This is a genomic window from Streptomyces sp. NPDC051051 (assembly GCF_040682975.1).
In the GTDB taxonomy this organism is placed as follows: Bacteria; Actinomycetota; Actinomycetes; order Streptomycetales; family Streptomycetaceae; genus Streptomyces.
Genome location: NZ_JBFBCB010000029.1, coordinates 24,319 through 38,715 on the forward strand (window position 1 = coordinate 24,319; position 14,397 = coordinate 38,715).

Sequence of the window (14,397 nt, forward strand, 5' to 3'; positions counted from 1 at the left end):
CCGCGAAGCCCGCCCTCTCCCCGGAGGGCGGGCTTCCCGCCGTCCGGGCGGGTTTTTTACCGACGGACTGTCGGAAAAGTTGCCGACAGGAGGTCGGCAAAACATTGACTCAGGTATGCCTCACCACGAGACTCGCCCCATGGACTCCTTCTCGACAGTCATCCGGACCGCGTCCCACGAGCAGCACGTGGAGGCGGAGACCTCCACGTTCATGAGCGACCTGCTCGGCGGCGGGCTCGGCGTCGACGCGTACGCGCGCTACACCGAACAGCTGTGGTTCGTGTACGAGGCGCTGGAGGACGGGGCCGGGCGGCTGGCGTCGGATCCGGTGGCGGGGCCGTTCATACGGCCGGAGCTGTTCCGGCGGGACGCGCTGGAGCGGGACCTGACGCATCTGCGGGGTGCCGGATGGCGGGCGGGGCTCTCCGCGCTGCCGGCGACGCTGGCGTACGCGGAGCGGGTGCGCGCGTGCGCGCGGTCCTGGCCGGGCGGGTACGTCGCCCACCACTACACGCGCTACCTCGGCGACCTCTCCGGCGGGCAGATCATCCGCGACCGGGCCGAGAAGGCGTGGGGCTTCGAGAAGAAGGGAGACGGCGTCCGCTTCTACGTCTTCGAGGAGGTCGGCAACCCGGCCGCCTTCAAGCGGGAGTACCGGGAGCTGCTGGACGCGGTGCGCGCGGACGACCTGGAGAAGCAGCGGATCGTGGCGGAGTGCAGGAAGGCGTTCGCCCTGAACACGGGCATGTTCCGGGCGCTGGGCGAGGAGTTCCCGCTGTCGGCGTGAGGTCCCCGGTCACGTGCACGGGGCCGGGCCCGCCCCCCGGTCACGAGGAGGGCGGGCCCGGGAGCCGTGTCAGTCGTCGTCGCCGTCCGAGTGGTCGTGACCGACGGCGTACTCCGAGCACTGGGCGCCGCCCCAGAAGAGCTTGCTGGTGACCGTCTCGATCCCGCCGAGGTACGGGCTGCAGACGGCGTGGTCGTCACCCTCGAAGTGCTTGCCCTCGTCGGCGGTGGCGGTCGCGGCGCCGACGGCGCTCAGGGCGACGCCCAGGACGGCTGCGGCCAGGGCAGAACGGATGCGCATGATGCTCCTCTCGCGGTGACTGAACAGTCACCGTGAGTAATCCCCGTTCGTCGCCGCGCCACACGCGGGACCACCCGTACGGAGGGCGCGGGCGCCCGGGGACGTCCGCCGGTTCAGCGCTCCAGGAGGACCCGGCCGCCGATCTCCACCCAGCCGTGCGGCTGCGGCGCGGTCAGGATCTGCGATCCCGCCCCCTGCGTGATGTTCAGGGCCCGGCCGAGGAGGTCGGTGAGGAGCAGGGCCGCCGCGCCGGTGGCCTCGTCCTCGTCGATGCCGTCGTCGCGGCCGGGGAAGGCGCGGGCCCGCACGCGTCCCGCGGGCTCGTCCTCCCAGGCCCAGGCGTAGATCCACTCGCCGGGCGGCGGCACGGGCAGGTCGTCGACCTCCGCGGCGGCGGGGTACTGCCGGAGCGTGCGCGGCGGGACCCATTCGGCCCGCGCCTCGATCCAGCTGAACTCCCCGTCCAGGCGGGCGCCCACCACTCCGGCGGGGGTGACGAGTTCGGGCACGTCGAGCAGCCAGGCCGTGCCCACGCAGGGGTGTCCGGCGAACGGCAGCCGCAGGGTCGGTGTGTAGATGTCGACGACGCCGCGCTCGGGGTCGTCCACGAACACGGTCTCGCTGAAGCCGAGCTTCGCCGCGAGGGCCTGCCGGTCCTCCCGGTCGGGCAGCACCGATCCCTCGCGGATGACGCCCAGTTCGTTGCCGTATCCGCCGTTCGGTGCGCAGAACACGCGGAGCACGTCGTAATCAGTCACCGGGGAATTGAAGCACTGCCTCCGCCCGCGGCGTCGGCCCCGGCCGGGTGGTGGACGGGAACCCGGGGCGGCGGACGGGAACCCGGGGGGGGCGGGAACGAAGGTCCGCGGCCGCGCGAGCAGCGACCTTCGGGCACGCTTCGGCTTCCCTGTGGACGGATTTGACCGATTCTTGGGGCATCTTTTGAGCCACCGTGATCGGACCGTGCTCTTACAGCGTCCATGAGAGCTGAATCACGGTCCGGACGGGCATGACGCAGGTAAGCCTTCGATAAGTTAGGTAAGCCTCACTGAAACCTGTGACCCTGTCACGTAATTTTTCAGCCACGCTGGGAGCCCTCATGCGCGCCGCCAGACTCTCCGTCGCCACAGCCGCCGCTGCCGTCGCGGCCCTGACCGCCGTCACGGGCTGCACCGAGAAGAGCGACGCCGCCGCCGGCGACCGGGTGATCGGCGTGACCGCGACCGACGACACGTGCAAGACCTCCACCGAGGAGATCGCCGCCGGACACGTCGAACTCGCCATCGAGAACAAGGGCTCCAAGGTCACCGAGGTCTACCTGCTGTTCCCGGACGACCGGGTGGTGGCCGAGCGCGAGAACATCGGCCCCGGCACCAAGCAGCGGGTCACCGCTGAGGTGAAGGCCGGCGACTACCTGATCGCCTGCAAGCCGGGCATGAAGGGCGACGGCATCCGCCAGGACCTCAAGGTCACCGGCGGCGGCACGACCGCCGAGCGCGACCCGCGCCTGGACAAGGCCGTCGCCGCCTACCGGGCCTACACGCAGCAGCAGGCCGACGAGACGCTGCCCAAGGTCCAGGCCTTCGTGAAGGCGGTGAAGGCCGGTGACCTGGAGGCGGCGAAGAAGGCGTACGCGCTCTCCCGCATCGGCTGGGAACGCACGGAGCCGGTCGCGGAGTCCTTCGGCGACATCGACCCGAAGGTCGACGTCCGCGAGGACGGCCTGGAGGACGGGCAGAAGTTCACCGGCTGGCACCGCCTGGAGAAGGCCCTCTGGCAGGACAAGAAGATCACCGCCGAGGAGAAGGCCCTCGCCGGCCGGCTCGTCACCGATCTGACCGACTGGCAGAAGCGGGTCGGCAAGGCCGAGATCACCCCGACCTCCATGGCCAACGGCGCCAAGGAACTCCTCGACGAGGTCGCCACCGGCAAGGTCACCGGTGAGGAGGAGCGCTACTCGCACACCGACCTGGTCGACTTCAAGGCCAACGTCGAGGGCGCCGAGAAGGCGTTCGAGCTGCTCGAGCCGGTCGCCAAGGAGAACGACGCGGCGCTGGTCACCGAACTGGACAAGCAGTTCACGACCCTGAACACGCTGCTCGACAAGTACCGCCCGAACGCGTCCTCCTACGCGTTCACCTCGTACGACAAGGTCGGCGCCGCCGACCGCAAGGAGCTGTCGGACGCGGTGAACGCACTCGCGGAGCCGCTCTCCAAGCTCGCCGCCGCAGTGGCCAAGTAGCCGGAGGCTCACCGACATGACGGACACGGACCACACCTCGACCGCGCCCACCCGGCGGGCCCTGATCGGCTGGGGCGGAGCAGGCCTCGCGCTCGGCGCCGCCGCGGCCGGCGGCGCGGCCGCGATGACCCGCGCCGGGAACGACGTGGACCCGGCCGGCGCCGCGGCGGGTGCCGCGATCGCCTTCCACGGCACCCACCAGGCGGGCATCGCCACGCCCGTGCAGGACCGGCTGCACTTCGCCGCGTTCGACGTGAAGACCACCGACCGGGCCGCGTTCGTCCAGCTGCTGAAGGACTGGACGCGGGCCGCCCGGCAGATGACCGAGGGCAAGCCGGTCGGGGAGGGCGCGTACGGCGGGCTCGCCGAGGCGCCGCCGGACGACACCGGCGAGGCGCTGGGCCTCAAGCCGTCCCGGCTGACGCTGACGATCGGCTTCGGGCCGTCCCTGTTCGGAAAGTTCGGGCTCGCCGGGCAGCGGCCCGAGGCGCTGGTGGACCTGCCGAAGTTCGCGGGGGACAACCTGGACGCGAACCGCAGCGGCGGCGACCTGTGCGTGCAGGCCTGCGCGGACGACCCGCAGGTCGCGGTGCACGCGATCCGCAACCTGGCCCGCATCGGCATGGGCAAGGCCGTCATCCGCTGGTCGCAGCTCGGCTTCGGCAAGACCTCCTCCACGACGCCCGACGCGCAGACCCCGCGCAACCTGATGGGCTTCAAGGACGGCACCCGCAACATCGCGGGCACCGAGCAGGACCGCCTGGAGAAGTTCGTCTGGGTCGGCGAGAAGGACGGTCCCGCCTGGATGGCGGGCGGCTCCTACCTCGTCGCCCGCCGCATCCGCATGCACATCGAGACCTGGGACCGCACCTCGCTCCAGGAGCAGGAGGACGTCTTCGGCCGCGACAAGGGCGAGGGCGCCCCGGTCGGCAAGGCCAAGGAGCGCGACGAACCGTTCCTGAAGGCCATGAAGCCCGACGCGCACGTGCGGCTCGCCCACCCCGACTCCAACCACGGGGCGACGCTGCTGCGCCGCGGCTACTCCTTCACCGACGGCACCGACGGCCTGGGCCGGCTGGACGCGGGCCTGTTCTTCCTCGCCTACCAGCGCGACGTGCGCAAGGGGTTCATCCCCGTCCAGCGCAACCTCGCGACGGACGCGCTCAACGAGTACATCCAGCACGTGGGTTCGGCCGTCTTCGCGATCCCGCCCGGCGTCCGGGACGCGGACGACTGGTGGGGCCGCACCCTGTTCGCCGAGGAGGCCTAGCCCGTGTTCTCCAACTACCTGATCGGACTGCGCGAGGGCCTGGAGGCCAGTCTCGTCGTCTGCATCCTCATCGCCTACCTGGTGAAGACCGGGCGGCGCGACGCCCTGAAGCCGGTCTGGACGGGCATCGCCGTCGCGGTGCTGCTCGCGCTGGGCTTCGGCTCCGCCCTCGAATTCGGCTCCCAGGAGCTGACGTTCGAGGCGCAGGAGGCGCTGGGCGGCTCGCTGTCGATCCTCGCCGTCGTCCTGGTGACGTGGATGGTGTTCTGGATGCGGCGCACCGCGCGGCACCTGAAGTCGGAGCTGCACGGCAAGCTGGACGCGGCCCTCGCCATGGGCACCGGCGCGCTGGTCGCCACCGCGTTCCTCGCGGTGGGCCGCGAGGGCCTGGAGACGGCCCTGTTCGTGTGGGCGTCCGTGCACGCCGCCGGTGACGGCACCCCGCGCCCGCTGATCGGCGTGGCGCTCGGCCTGGCCACGGCGGTCCTGTTGGGCTGGCTGTTCTACCGCGGCGCGCTGCGCATCAACCTGGCGAAGTTCTTCACCTGGACGGGTGGCATGCTGGTCGTCGTCGCGGCCGGTGTGCTGGCGTACGGCGTCCACGACCTCCAGGAGGCCGACTGGGTGCCGGGCCTGACGGACAAGGCCTTCGACATCAGCGACACGATCCCGCCGGACAGCTGGTACGGCACGCTGCTGAAGGGCGTGTTCAACTTCCAGCCCGACCCGACGGTCCTGCAAGTCACGGTGTGGCTGCTGTACCTGGTCCCGGCCCTCGCGTTCTTCCTCGCCCCGGTAGGGTTCGCCTCCGGGAAGGGGAGGGTGAACGCACCTGATGAGCAGGGAACGCAGCCTGACGACCGGCCGTCCACGGCGCCGCGGGCGTGACCGGGACGCACTGATCGCCGTCTCGCTCACCGTCGTGACACTGACGGCGAGCGGATGTGTCGTGGTGCACGGGGAGCGCACGGTGCTCCCCGCGGCCACGAAGGCGGAAGCCGCCAAGGCGGTCGAGCAGTTCACGACCGCCTACAACAAGGCCGACGCGGCGTACGACCCCTCCCTCGACGCCGCGTACACCACCGGGGCGCTCGGCGCGATCGACGCGGCACGGCTGAAGGCGGGGCGCGTCAATCACCCGGACGGCAACCCGCAGCACAAACCGCTGACGCTGACCGACGTCCACTACACCATCCCCGAGAAGCCCGGCTGGCCCCGCTGGTTCGTCGCCGACGCCCGGGCCAACAAGGGCGGGGACGCGCGCTGGGTGCTGGTCTTCACCCGCGGCGGCCGGTCCGAGCCGTGGCAGGCGGCGTACCTCACGCTGGTGGCGCCGGGCGCACTGCCGGAGTTCCCCAAGGACAAGGACGGCTGGGCCGAGGCCGTGCCGGTGGACAGCGCCGGGCTGACGCGCTCGCCCGCCGGACTGAGCGGTGACTACGCGACGTACCTCAAGGACGGCGGGGACACGTTCGCGGACGGTCCGTACACCAGCGGGCTGCGCTCCACGCGGGCGAAGAACTCCAGCAAGCCGGGCCTGGCCACGCAGTACATCGACGAGCCGCTGACGACCGGCGACTTCGCGCCGCTGGCGCTGCGCACGGCGGACGGCGGGGCGGTGGTGTTCTTCTCCACGCACCACTTCGTGAAGCAGACCGCGGCGGTGGGGGCGGCGGTGCCGGCGCCCAACAAGGACGTCCGGGCGCTGACCACCGGGGAGATCAAGCAGGCGCTGACGATGGAGTTCGTGGCCAACGAGATGGCCGTGGTGCCGGGCGCCTCCGGCGGGGGGAAGGTGTCGTTGGTGAGCCGGGTCGAAGGGCTCACGGCGGCCAAGGGGGAGTAGCGGCGCCAGCCCGGCTCAGTGGCGGGTGGGCCAGTTCGCCGTCGCCTGGTCCTCGCCCGCGAACTTGGCGCAGGCGTCCGTCAGGGGCTCCAGCAGGGTCAGCGGGTCGGGCAGCGGGTGTTCGGGGCCGCGGAGCCAGTGCACGGACTGGCCGTCGTCGCCGGGGAGGCGGGACGGGGGGACCAGGACGTAGGAGCCCCGGCAGTGCCAGCGCAGGCCGGGGTGCTCGTCCATCGTCTCGGGGTGGCAGTCCAGCTCGCAGGGCCACCACTCGTCCTCGTCCTCGGGGGTGCCGCGGGTGAGGGTGAAGAACAGCATGCGGCCGTCGTCGCTCTCGGCGACCGGGCCGACCTCGACGCCTGCGCCGAGCAGCCGCTCCAGGGCCTCGCGGCCGGCTTCCAGAGGGACGTCGAGGACGTCGTGGGTCGTGCCGGTCGCGGTGACGAAGTTGGCCTCGGGCTGGTGCCGGGCCCAGCGCTCGATCTGGGCGCGGTCGGTGGTGGACTGCGTGTGCCAGGCGAAGGAGAGGGGGTGCCGGCCGGGCGTCGGGCAGCCGACGCGGTCGCAGGAGCAGCGGTAGCCGGAGACGGGGTGGGCGGCGGGCGCGAGCGGCAGTCCCGCCCCGGCGGCGGCGAGCAGCAGGCCCTCACGGCCGCCGTCGCCGGCGGCCTCCTTGGAGCGGCGTCCCCTCAGCCACTGGGAGATCCTGCCCTGCCTGCCGGTCCGGCCGCCGAACTCCGCGCTCATCTATCCCCTCGCCTCGCTGTGGTGCGGACAGCATGCCCTATGGTCCCACCTTCCGGCGCATCGGGGGTCCCGACCCCCAAAAGGGGCAGGTGGGACGAGCGGTACCGATGTCGCCCATGGGGACGGACGGGGTCAGCGGGGCGCGAGGCCGTACAGCGCGTAGTCGACGAGGGTGTCGGTGTACTCGTAGGAGATCGGGCCCGTGTACTGGAGCCAGCGCTGGGCCAGCGGCGAGACGAAGAACTCCAGGGCGATGCGCGGATCGATCTCGGGACGGACCTGGCCGGCCCGCTGGGCGGCGCGCAGCCGGTCGGCGTACAGCTGGAGGTTGGGTTCCAGGAGCTGGGCGGTGAACCGGCGGCCGACCTCCTCGTCGACCACGCCCTCGGCGGCGAGGGCCCGGGACGGCGCCTCGAAGCGGGGGTCCGTCAGCTGGTCGACGGTGGCCCGCAGCACGGCCTTCAGGTCGGCGGCGAGGTCGCCGGTGTCCGGGATGGCGTACGGTTCCCCGCCCGCCTCCCGGGAGGCCTGTGAGCCGAGGTCGAGGAACGCCTCCAGCAGGACGTCGGCCTTCGAGTCCCACCAGCGGTAGATGGTCTGCTTGCCGACGCCGGCCCGGGCGGCGATGCCCTCGACGGTGGTCCTGGGATAGCCGACCTCCGCCACCAGGGCGAGCGCGGCGTCGTAGATCGCGCGCCGGGACCGCTCGCTGCGGCGGGTGGTGTCGGGGGCCGGCTTTCCGGGCTGGGTGACCATGGGACGACCGTACCAAGAGCATGAGACGGGCCGTCTCGCCTGCCGGTCCCGTCGGCTCCGCCCGCGGGGCCGCTACTCCCCCGGGTACCGCACGCCGATCCGCTCGCGGACGGTGTCCAGGGTCCGCATCACGGCGAGGGTGCCGTCGAGCGGGACGAGCGGGGACTCGGTCTCCCCGGCCCGCAGCGCCCGCATCACCTCGCGTGCCTCGTGCTGCATCGTCGTACGGGGTCCGTCGGCCGGGTCGGCGGTGAACTCCTCCGGGTCGCGGCCGGCCCGGTGCAGGACGAAGCGGTCGGGATGGAAGAAACCCGCGGGGATGTCGATGCGGCCCCGCGAGCCGGTGACCGAGGCGGTGGTGCCGGTGCCGCCGGCCAGGGAGCAGTGCAGTGCGGCCAGCGCGCCCGAGTCCCAGGACAGGGCGGCCGCCGTCTGGAGGTCGACGCCCTCGGCGGAGAGCACGGCCTGCGCGGAGACGCCCGAGGGCTCGCCCAGCAGCAGGTGGGCGAAGGAGACCGGGTAGACGCCCAGGTCGAGGAGCGCGCCGCCGCCCTGCGCGGGATCGCGCAGCCGGTGCGAGGGCGGGAAGGGGCCCTCCAGGCCGAAGTCGGCCTGCACGGTCCGCACCTCGCCGATCGCGCCGTCGTCGACGAGGTCCTTCAGGCGGCGGACCATGGGGTTGCAGTACATCCACATGGCTTCCATCAGGAAGCGCCCGTTGTCGCGGGCCAGCTCGACGAGTTCGGCGGCCTCGCGCAGGTTCAGCGTGAACGGCTTCTCGCACAGCACGTTGCGGCCGGCCTCCAGGCAGAGCCCGGCGGCGGCGCGGTGCGCGGAGTGCGGGGTGGCCACGTAGACGACATCGATGTCCGCGTCCTTGGCCAGCGTCTCCCAGTCGCCGTACGCCCGGGATATCCCGAAGCGCTCGGCGAACGCCCGCGCCGAGTCCTCGGTGCGGGACGCGACCGCGACCACCTCTGCGTCCGGCAGATCGATCAGGTCCGCGGTGAACGCGGCGGCTATCCCGCCGGTCGCCAGAATCCCCCACCGCACCGTGTCCGTCGTCATGCGCCCACCCTCGTGCCGTCCCAGCAGTCCGTACGAGCTGAGAGCATAGGTGGCGCAGACGTCGCAGAGGGAGGGGCCACATGCCCGAGGGTGGGGCGATACCGGACGTGTCGAGGGCGGCCGGGGCCGGGCGGGGGGCGCCGCCGCGGGCGCGGCGTCGGGCGGGGCTGCTGGTCACCCTGCTGCTGGGCGGGCTGACCGCCACTCCCCCGCTGGCCATGGACATGTACCTGCCCTCGCTGCCGGAGGTCACCGACGCGCTGCGCGCGCCCGCCGCGACCGTGCAGCTCACGCTGACCGCGTGCCTGGCCGGGATGGCGCTGGGGCAGCTGGTGGTCGGCCCGATGAGCGACCGCTGGGGCCGCCGCCGCCCGCTGCTCGCGGGGCTCGCCGTGTACGTCGTGGCGACCGCGCTGTGCGCGCTGGCGCCGACCGTGGAACTGCTGGTCGTCTTCCGGCTGGCGCAGGGCCTGGCGGGCGCGGCCGGGATCGTGATCGCGCGGGCCATGGTGCGCGACCTGTACGACGGCGTGGCCATGGCCCGCTTCTTCTCCACCCTGATGCTGATCTCGGGCACCGCCCCGGTGGTGGCGCCGCTGATCGGCGGGCAGATCCTGCGCGTGACGGACTGGCGGGGGGTGTTCGTGGTCCTGACCGCCGTGGGCGTCCTGCTGGCCGCCGTCGTCGCGGCGAGGCTGCCCGAGACGCTCCCGGCCCCCGCGCGTCACTCCGGCGGTGTCGGGGAGGCCCTGCGCTCGATGCGCGGGCTGCTCGCCGACCGGCTCTTCGCCGGTTATCTGCTGACCGGCGGCTTCGCGTTCGCCGCGCTGTTCGCGTACATCTCGGCGTCGCCGTTCGTGATCCAGGAGATCTACGGCGCGTCGCCGCAGACGTTCAGTCTGCTGTTCGGCGTGAACTCGATCGGGCTGGTCGTCGTCGGGCAGGTCAACGGCAGGGTGCTGGTCGGACGGGTCCGGCTGGAGCGGGTGCTGGCCGCCGGTCTCGGGGTCGTCGTGCTGGCGGCGACCGCGCTGCTGCTGATGGCGACGGGCGTGTTCGGCGCGGTGGGGCTGGTGCCGGTGGCGGCCGCCCTGTTCGTGCTCATGTCCGCGATGGGCGTCGCCCTGCCCAACGCGCAGACCCTCGCGCTGCTGCGGGTCCGTCACTCCGCCGGGTCCGCCTCCGCGCTCCTGGGGACCACCTCCTTCGCGATCGGCGCGGTCGCCTCCCCGCTCGTCGGTGTCGCCGGCGAGGAGACGGCGGTCCCGATGGCCGTGGTCCAGCTGGTGGCCGCGGTGGTGGCGGTGGCCTGCTTCGTGGGAATGTGCCGTCCCTGGAACAACACGCAGGACACGCAGGACACGCAGGAGGCGGGGGCACCGGACGAAGGTCCCGGCACGGGGCTTTCCGCCCGTACGGGGCCGGAAGTGGGAGAGGACAGCTGAGCGCGCCGAGACTGCGGGTCGACACCCCGGAACGAGCCGGGCTCGACCCCGAGGAGCTGCGTCGCCTCGTGCGCGAGGTCCACGGACTGACCACCGGGAAACGGCCCTGGGCGGCCGGTGTCGTCGTGGTCGCCGGGCGCGGGCCCGTCATCGCCGTGCAGGAGGCGGCGGGCTGGGCGGTCCGCTACGCCGGCTACGACCGGGAGGCCGACGCCGGTGTGGAACTGCCGCCCGCGTCCCGCGTCCCGATGACCGTCGACACGCCCTTCGACCTGGCGTCCCTCACCAAGCTGTTCACGGCCGTGGCCGCGGTGCAGCAGATCGAGCGCGGCACGCTGGGCATCGACGCGCGCGTGGGGGCGTACCTGCCCGACTTCCGGGCGGCCGCCGCCCACGACATCACCGTGCGCAGGCTCCTCACCCACACCTCGGGGCTGCGGCCCGAGCTGCCCCTGTACGACTGCGCCGACGACGCCGGGCGGCTGGAGCTGCTGCGGGAGGAGGCGCCGGCGGGCGAGCCCGGTGCGTACGTCTACTCGGACCTGAACATGCTGCTCCTGCAGCAGCTCCTCGAACGGCTCACCGGCCGGACGCTCGACGTCCTGATCCACGACGGGATCACCCGTCCGCTGGGCATGGCGGCCACGCGCTTCGGGCCGTGCCCCGGCGCGGCCGCCACGGAGGACCAGCGGCGGCCGTGGGGAAAGGTGGACCGGGGGCCGCTGCGGGGCGAGGTGCACGACGAGAACGCGTGGGCGCTGGGCGGCGTGGCGGGTCACGCGGGGCTGTTCTCGACCGGGCGTGATCTCGCGGTGTTCTGCCGGGCGTTGCTGGCGGGGGGCGCGTACGGGCCCGCGCGGATCCTCGGGCCCGACTTCGTGGAGCTGCTGCTGACGCCGCCCGGCCTGGGCTTCGCGGTGGACCAGGCGTGGTTCATGGGGGAGCTGGCGGGGAGGGGGGCGGCGGGGCACACGGGGTTCACCGGGACGTCGCTGGTGCTCGACCCGGCGACGGACACGTTCCTCGTGCTGCTGGCCAACACGGTGCATCCGCGGCGACGGGAGCCGGACAGCGCGCCCCGCGCGGCGGCGGGCACGCGTCTCAAGCGCGCGGTTCTCGAGTGACCGAGCCGGGTGGCGGGTGGGCGTGAGCCGGGAGTCCGGGGGCGGAGTCCCCCGGCGGGGTCCGGGGCGGAGCCCCGGGTGGGCGTCCGGACAAGTGGGCCGCGCTTAGAATTCGTGGGTGAACGACCCCGTATCTCCGGCGGACGCCCTCCGTGAGCTGCTCGACGGGCTTCCGGCCCGGCAGGCCGGTCAGGCCGTGGAGCGGCTCATCGCGAACTACCGCGGGGCGACCCCGACCGACGCCCCCATCCTCCGCGACCGCGCGGACGTCGCCGCGTACGCCGCGTACCGCATGCCGGCCACCTTCGAGGCGGTCCGCTCCGCGCTCGGGGCGTTCGCGGACGCCGTGCCGGACTGGACGCCCGGCAGCCATGTCGACGTGGGCGGCGGGACGGGCGCGGCGACCTGGGCGGTCGGCGCGACCTGGCCGGGCCGGCGTCCGGTGACGGTGCTGGACTGGGCGGAGCCCGCCCTGGCCGTCGGCCGCGAGCTCGCGGCGTCGAACCCGGCCCTGGAGCAGGTGCGCTGGCAGCGGGCCCGGATCGGCTCGGCGCTGACCCTGGAGGCGACCGACCTGGTCACCGTCTCGTACGTGCTCAACGAGCTGCCCGCCGCCGACCGTGCCGCCCTGGTGGACGCCGCCGCCTCGGCCGCGCAGGCGGTGGTGATCGTCGAGCCGGGCACGCCGGACGGCTACGCCAGGATCATCGAGGCCCGGGACCGGCTGATCGCGGCCGGCTTCCGGATCGCCGCCCCCTGCCCGCACAGCGCCGCCTGCCCGATCGTCCCCGGCCAGGACTGGTGCCACTTCTCGGCGCGGGTGAGCCGTTCGTCCCTGCACCGGCAGGTCAAGGGCGGCTCACTGCCGTACGAGGACGAGAAGTTCGGCTATGTGGCGGCCGCGCGTTTCCCCGTCGCCCCGGCTCCGTCCCGGGTGGTGCGGCGGCCCCAGATCCGCAAGGGCCAGGTGCTCCTCGACCTGTGCGAGGCCGAGGAGCGGCTGACGCGGACGACGGTGACGAAGCGGCACGGCGACCTCTACAAGGCGGCGCGGGACGCCGACTGGGGTGACGCCTGGCCGCCGCCGGCCTCCTGACTCAGGCGGGCTTGAGCCCCTGGTCGCCGACCTCGGTGACGAAGGAGGCGGCGGTGGTGACCGGGGCGCCCGGCCGGGTGACGTAGGGGACGGTCTTGAAGTCGGCGCGGGCGAGGTCGCGGCCGAGGGCGACGGTCACGTAGCCGCGCCGGCCGTTGTAGAACCGCAGGTGCGGGTTGGCGGTGGTGTAGGTGGTCCAGTTGGCGGGCCGGTCGGCGCCGTCCCGGCCGCTGGTGATCGACGTGGCGACGATCTCCGTGCCGAGGGTGCGGGAGGCCTGGTCGTCGAAGTCGTCCTTGATGTCGAAGGCGTACCCGACGTGCACGTCGCCGGTGAGGACCATGAGGTTGTCGACGCCGGCGGCCTTCGCACCGTCCAGGACGCGGCGGCGGGAGGCGCGGTAGCCGTCCCAGGCGTCCATGGACAGCTTGGCGACCGGGTTCAGGTCGAGCTTGCGCTGGGAGAAGGTGACCTGCTGGGGGACCACGTTCCAGCGTGCCCGGGAGGCCTGCCAGCCGTCGAGCAGCCACCGTTCCTGCGTCGCGCCGGTCATCGTGCGGGCGGGGTCGTCGATGTCGGGGCCGGGGAGCTGGGCGCCGTCGCCGTAGGCCTGGTCCGAGCGGTACTGGCGGGTGTCGAGGACGTCGAACTGCGCGAGGTCGCCCCAGTGCAGGCGGCGGTACAGCCGCATGTCGGGTCCGTCGGGGAGCTGGGGGCGGCGCAGCGGCTGGTTCTCCCAGTAGGCGCGGTAGGCGGAGGCGCGGCGCAGCAGGAACTCCTCCGGCGGGACGGTGTTCTCGGGGGTGTCGCCGGCGTAGTTGTTCTCGGTCTCGTGGTCGTCCCAGGTGACGACGAAGGGGTGGGCGGCGTGCGCGGCGATGAGGTCGGGGTCGGACTTGTAGAGGGCGTACCGCAGGCGGTAGTCCTCCAGGGTCACCGTCTCGTGGTCGAACAGGGCGGGCAGGGTGCGGTCGGTGTAGTTGCGGTGGTTGCCGGTCGCGTTGACGGCGTACTCGTAGAGGTAGTCCCCGAGGTGGAAGACGACGTCGACGTCGTCCTGGGCGAGGTGGGCGTAGGGGGTGTAGTAGCCGTCGGCGTACGCCTGGCAGGAGACGGCGGCGAGTTTCAGCTCCGACACCCGGGCGCGGGAGACGGGCGCGGTGCGGGTGCGGCCGGCCGGGCTGGTCCAGTCGCCGACGCGGAAGCGGTAGTGGAAGACGCGGTCCGGGGCGAGGTGGGGGACCTCGACGTGGACGGTGTGGTGGAACTCGGGGTGGGCGGTGACGGTGCCGCGTCTGACGACGCGCCGGAAGTTCTCGTCGTGGGCCAGTTCCCAGCGGACGGCGACGCGTCGGGCGGGCAGTCCGCCGTCGGGCTGGTAGGGGGCGGGCGCGAGGCGCGTCCACAGGAGTACGGAGCCGGGCAGGGGATCGCCGGAGGCGACGCCGAGGGTGAAGGGGTCGTCGGTGATCCGGGCGGGTTCGAGTTCGGCGGCGGCCGCGGTGCCCGCGGTCGGCAGGTTCACGGCGAAGGCGAGCGCGGCGGCGGCGCCGGTCACGGTGAGGAAGCGGCGGCGGCCGAGCCGGCGGGCGGCCTCGCGGAACTCGGGGGCGTGCTGGGACGGGTGTGCTGCGGGTGTCATCCGGTCCTCCCCTGACGGTGTGTCCAGGAGGCATTGGAGTGGCCGGGGACGACCGGGGAGCGGCCTCAGGTGGG

The 14,397-nt window shown here is 73.1% G+C and carries 14 protein-coding genes; 8 read left to right on the forward strand and 6 right to left on the reverse strand.

The genetic code is table 11. The features are described 5' to 3' along the window. Positions 1-139: 139 nt before the first annotated feature. Positions 140-787 (forward strand): biliverdin-producing heme oxygenase, encoded by a 648-nt coding sequence (locus AB0N31_RS21995; RefSeq protein ID WP_366060082.1) that lies wholly within the window; start codon positions 140-142, stop codon positions 785-787. Between the two features lie 69 nt (positions 788-856). Here AB0N31_RS21995 and AB0N31_RS22000 read toward each other — a convergent pair whose 3' ends face one another. Further along, the gene (locus AB0N31_RS22000; protein WP_366060083.1) at positions 857-1,087 is read right to left on the reverse strand and encodes a hypothetical protein; all 231 of its coding nucleotides are present in this window, start codon (positions 1,085-1,087) and stop codon (positions 857-859) included. Positions 1,088-1,200: 113 nt separating this feature from the next. Continuing rightward, positions 1,201-1,845: a PhzF family phenazine biosynthesis protein gene (locus tag AB0N31_RS22005; protein ID WP_366060084.1), complete on the reverse strand. Its 645-nt coding sequence runs from the start codon at positions 1,843-1,845 to the stop codon at positions 1,201-1,203. A gap of 341 nt (positions 1,846-2,186) precedes the next feature. On the opposite strand from AB0N31_RS22005, the gene efeO reads away from it, so the two are divergent. The 4 genes from efeO to AB0N31_RS22025 are packed head-to-tail and all read left to right on the forward strand — an operon-like array spanning position 2,187 to position 6,445. Further along, positions 2,187-3,329, forward strand: a complete 1,143-nt coding sequence (efeO, locus tag AB0N31_RS22010; RefSeq protein ID WP_366060085.1) for an iron uptake system protein EfeO — start codon at positions 2,187-2,189, stop codon at positions 3,327-3,329. Between the two features lie 16 nt (positions 3,330-3,345). Next, positions 3,346-4,599, forward strand: a complete 1,254-nt coding sequence (gene efeB, locus AB0N31_RS22015) for an iron uptake transporter deferrochelatase/peroxidase subunit (RefSeq protein WP_366060086.1) — start codon at positions 3,346-3,348, stop codon at positions 4,597-4,599. Between the two features lie 3 nt (positions 4,600-4,602). Further along, on the forward strand, positions 4,603-5,487 hold the full coding sequence (efeU, locus tag AB0N31_RS22020; protein WP_366060087.1) for an iron uptake transporter permease EfeU: 885 nt from the start codon (positions 4,603-4,605) through the stop codon (positions 5,485-5,487). Continuing rightward, a complete protein-coding gene (locus tag AB0N31_RS22025) occupies positions 5,435-6,445 on the forward strand; it encodes a hypothetical protein (RefSeq protein ID WP_366060088.1) in 1,011 nt (336 codons plus the stop codon). Before efeU ends, AB0N31_RS22025 begins: the two co-directional genes overlap by 53 nt. A 15-nt stretch (positions 6,446-6,460) precedes the next feature. Here the strand turns inward: AB0N31_RS22025 and AB0N31_RS22030 are convergent, their stop codons facing one another. The 3 genes from AB0N31_RS22030 to AB0N31_RS22040 form a co-directional block, all read right to left on the reverse strand. Further along, a complete protein-coding gene (locus tag AB0N31_RS22030; protein ID WP_366060089.1) occupies positions 6,461-7,192 on the reverse strand; it encodes a bifunctional DNA primase/polymerase in 732 nt (243 codons plus the stop codon). A gap of 132 nt (positions 7,193-7,324) precedes the next feature. Further along, a complete protein-coding gene (locus AB0N31_RS22035) occupies positions 7,325-7,948 on the reverse strand; it encodes a TetR/AcrR family transcriptional regulator (protein ID WP_366060090.1) in 624 nt (207 codons plus the stop codon). Between the two features lie 72 nt (positions 7,949-8,020). After that, complete coding sequence (locus AB0N31_RS22040; protein ID WP_366060091.1) at positions 8,021-9,016, reverse strand: Gfo/Idh/MocA family oxidoreductase; 996 nt, start codon at positions 9,014-9,016, stop codon at positions 8,021-8,023. An 80-nt stretch (positions 9,017-9,096) separates the two neighbouring features. On the opposite strand from AB0N31_RS22040, the gene AB0N31_RS22045 reads away from it, so the two are divergent. The 3 genes from AB0N31_RS22045 (at position 9,097) to AB0N31_RS22055 (ending at position 12,681) form a co-directional block, all read left to right on the forward strand. Continuing rightward, positions 9,097-10,461 carry a multidrug effflux MFS transporter gene (locus tag AB0N31_RS22045; RefSeq protein ID WP_366060092.1) on the forward strand — a complete coding sequence of 455 codons (1,365 nt, stop codon included), beginning with the start codon at positions 9,097-9,099 and terminating at the stop codon, positions 10,459-10,461. Next, positions 10,458-11,585 carry a serine hydrolase gene (locus tag AB0N31_RS22050; RefSeq protein ID WP_366060147.1) on the forward strand — a complete coding sequence of 376 codons (1,128 nt, stop codon included), beginning with the start codon at positions 10,458-10,460 and terminating at the stop codon, positions 11,583-11,585. The genes AB0N31_RS22045 and AB0N31_RS22050 overlap by 4 nt, the downstream gene beginning before the upstream one ends. A gap of 118 nt (positions 11,586-11,703) precedes the next feature. Beyond that, the gene (locus AB0N31_RS22055; RefSeq protein ID WP_366060094.1) at positions 11,704-12,681 is read left to right on the forward strand and encodes a small ribosomal subunit Rsm22 family protein; all 978 of its coding nucleotides are present in this window, start codon (positions 11,704-11,706) and stop codon (positions 12,679-12,681) included. A gap of 1 nt (position 12,682) precedes the next feature. Here the strand turns inward: AB0N31_RS22055 and AB0N31_RS22060 are convergent, their stop codons facing one another. Then, positions 12,683-14,323, reverse strand: a complete 1,641-nt coding sequence (locus tag AB0N31_RS22060; protein ID WP_366060095.1) for an alkaline phosphatase D family protein — start codon at positions 14,321-14,323, stop codon at positions 12,683-12,685. Between the last annotated feature and the right edge of the window lie 74 nt (positions 14,324-14,397).

Coding starts and splice junctions, on each gene's coding strand:
- AB0N31_RS21995 (WP_366060082.1), top strand. CDS start 140: ATGGACTCCTTCTCGACAGTCATCCGGACCGCGTCCCACGAGCAGCAC.
- AB0N31_RS22000 (WP_366060083.1), bottom strand. CDS start 1,087: ATGCGCATCCGTTCTGCCCTGGCCGCAGCCGTCCTGGGCGTCGCCCTG.
- efeO (WP_366060085.1), top strand. CDS start 2,187: ATGCGCGCCGCCAGACTCTCCGTCGCCACAGCCGCCGCTGCCGTCGCG.
- efeB (WP_366060086.1), top strand. CDS start 3,346: ATGACGGACACGGACCACACCTCGACCGCGCCCACCCGGCGGGCCCTG.
- AB0N31_RS22025 (WP_366060088.1), top strand. CDS start 5,435: ATGAGCAGGGAACGCAGCCTGACGACCGGCCGTCCACGGCGCCGCGGG.
- AB0N31_RS22030 (WP_366060089.1), bottom strand. CDS start 7,192: ATGAGCGCGGAGTTCGGCGGCCGGACCGGCAGGCAGGGCAGGATCTCC.
- AB0N31_RS22035 (WP_366060090.1), bottom strand. CDS start 7,948: ATGGTCACCCAGCCCGGAAAGCCGGCCCCCGACACCACCCGCCGCAGC.
- AB0N31_RS22040 (WP_366060091.1), bottom strand. CDS start 9,016: ATGACGACGGACACGGTGCGGTGGGGGATTCTGGCGACCGGCGGGATA.
- AB0N31_RS22045 (WP_366060092.1), top strand. CDS start 9,097: ATGCCCGAGGGTGGGGCGATACCGGACGTGTCGAGGGCGGCCGGGGCC.
- AB0N31_RS22060 (WP_366060095.1), bottom strand. CDS start 14,323: ATGACACCCGCAGCACACCCGTCCCAGCACGCCCCCGAGTTCCGCGAG.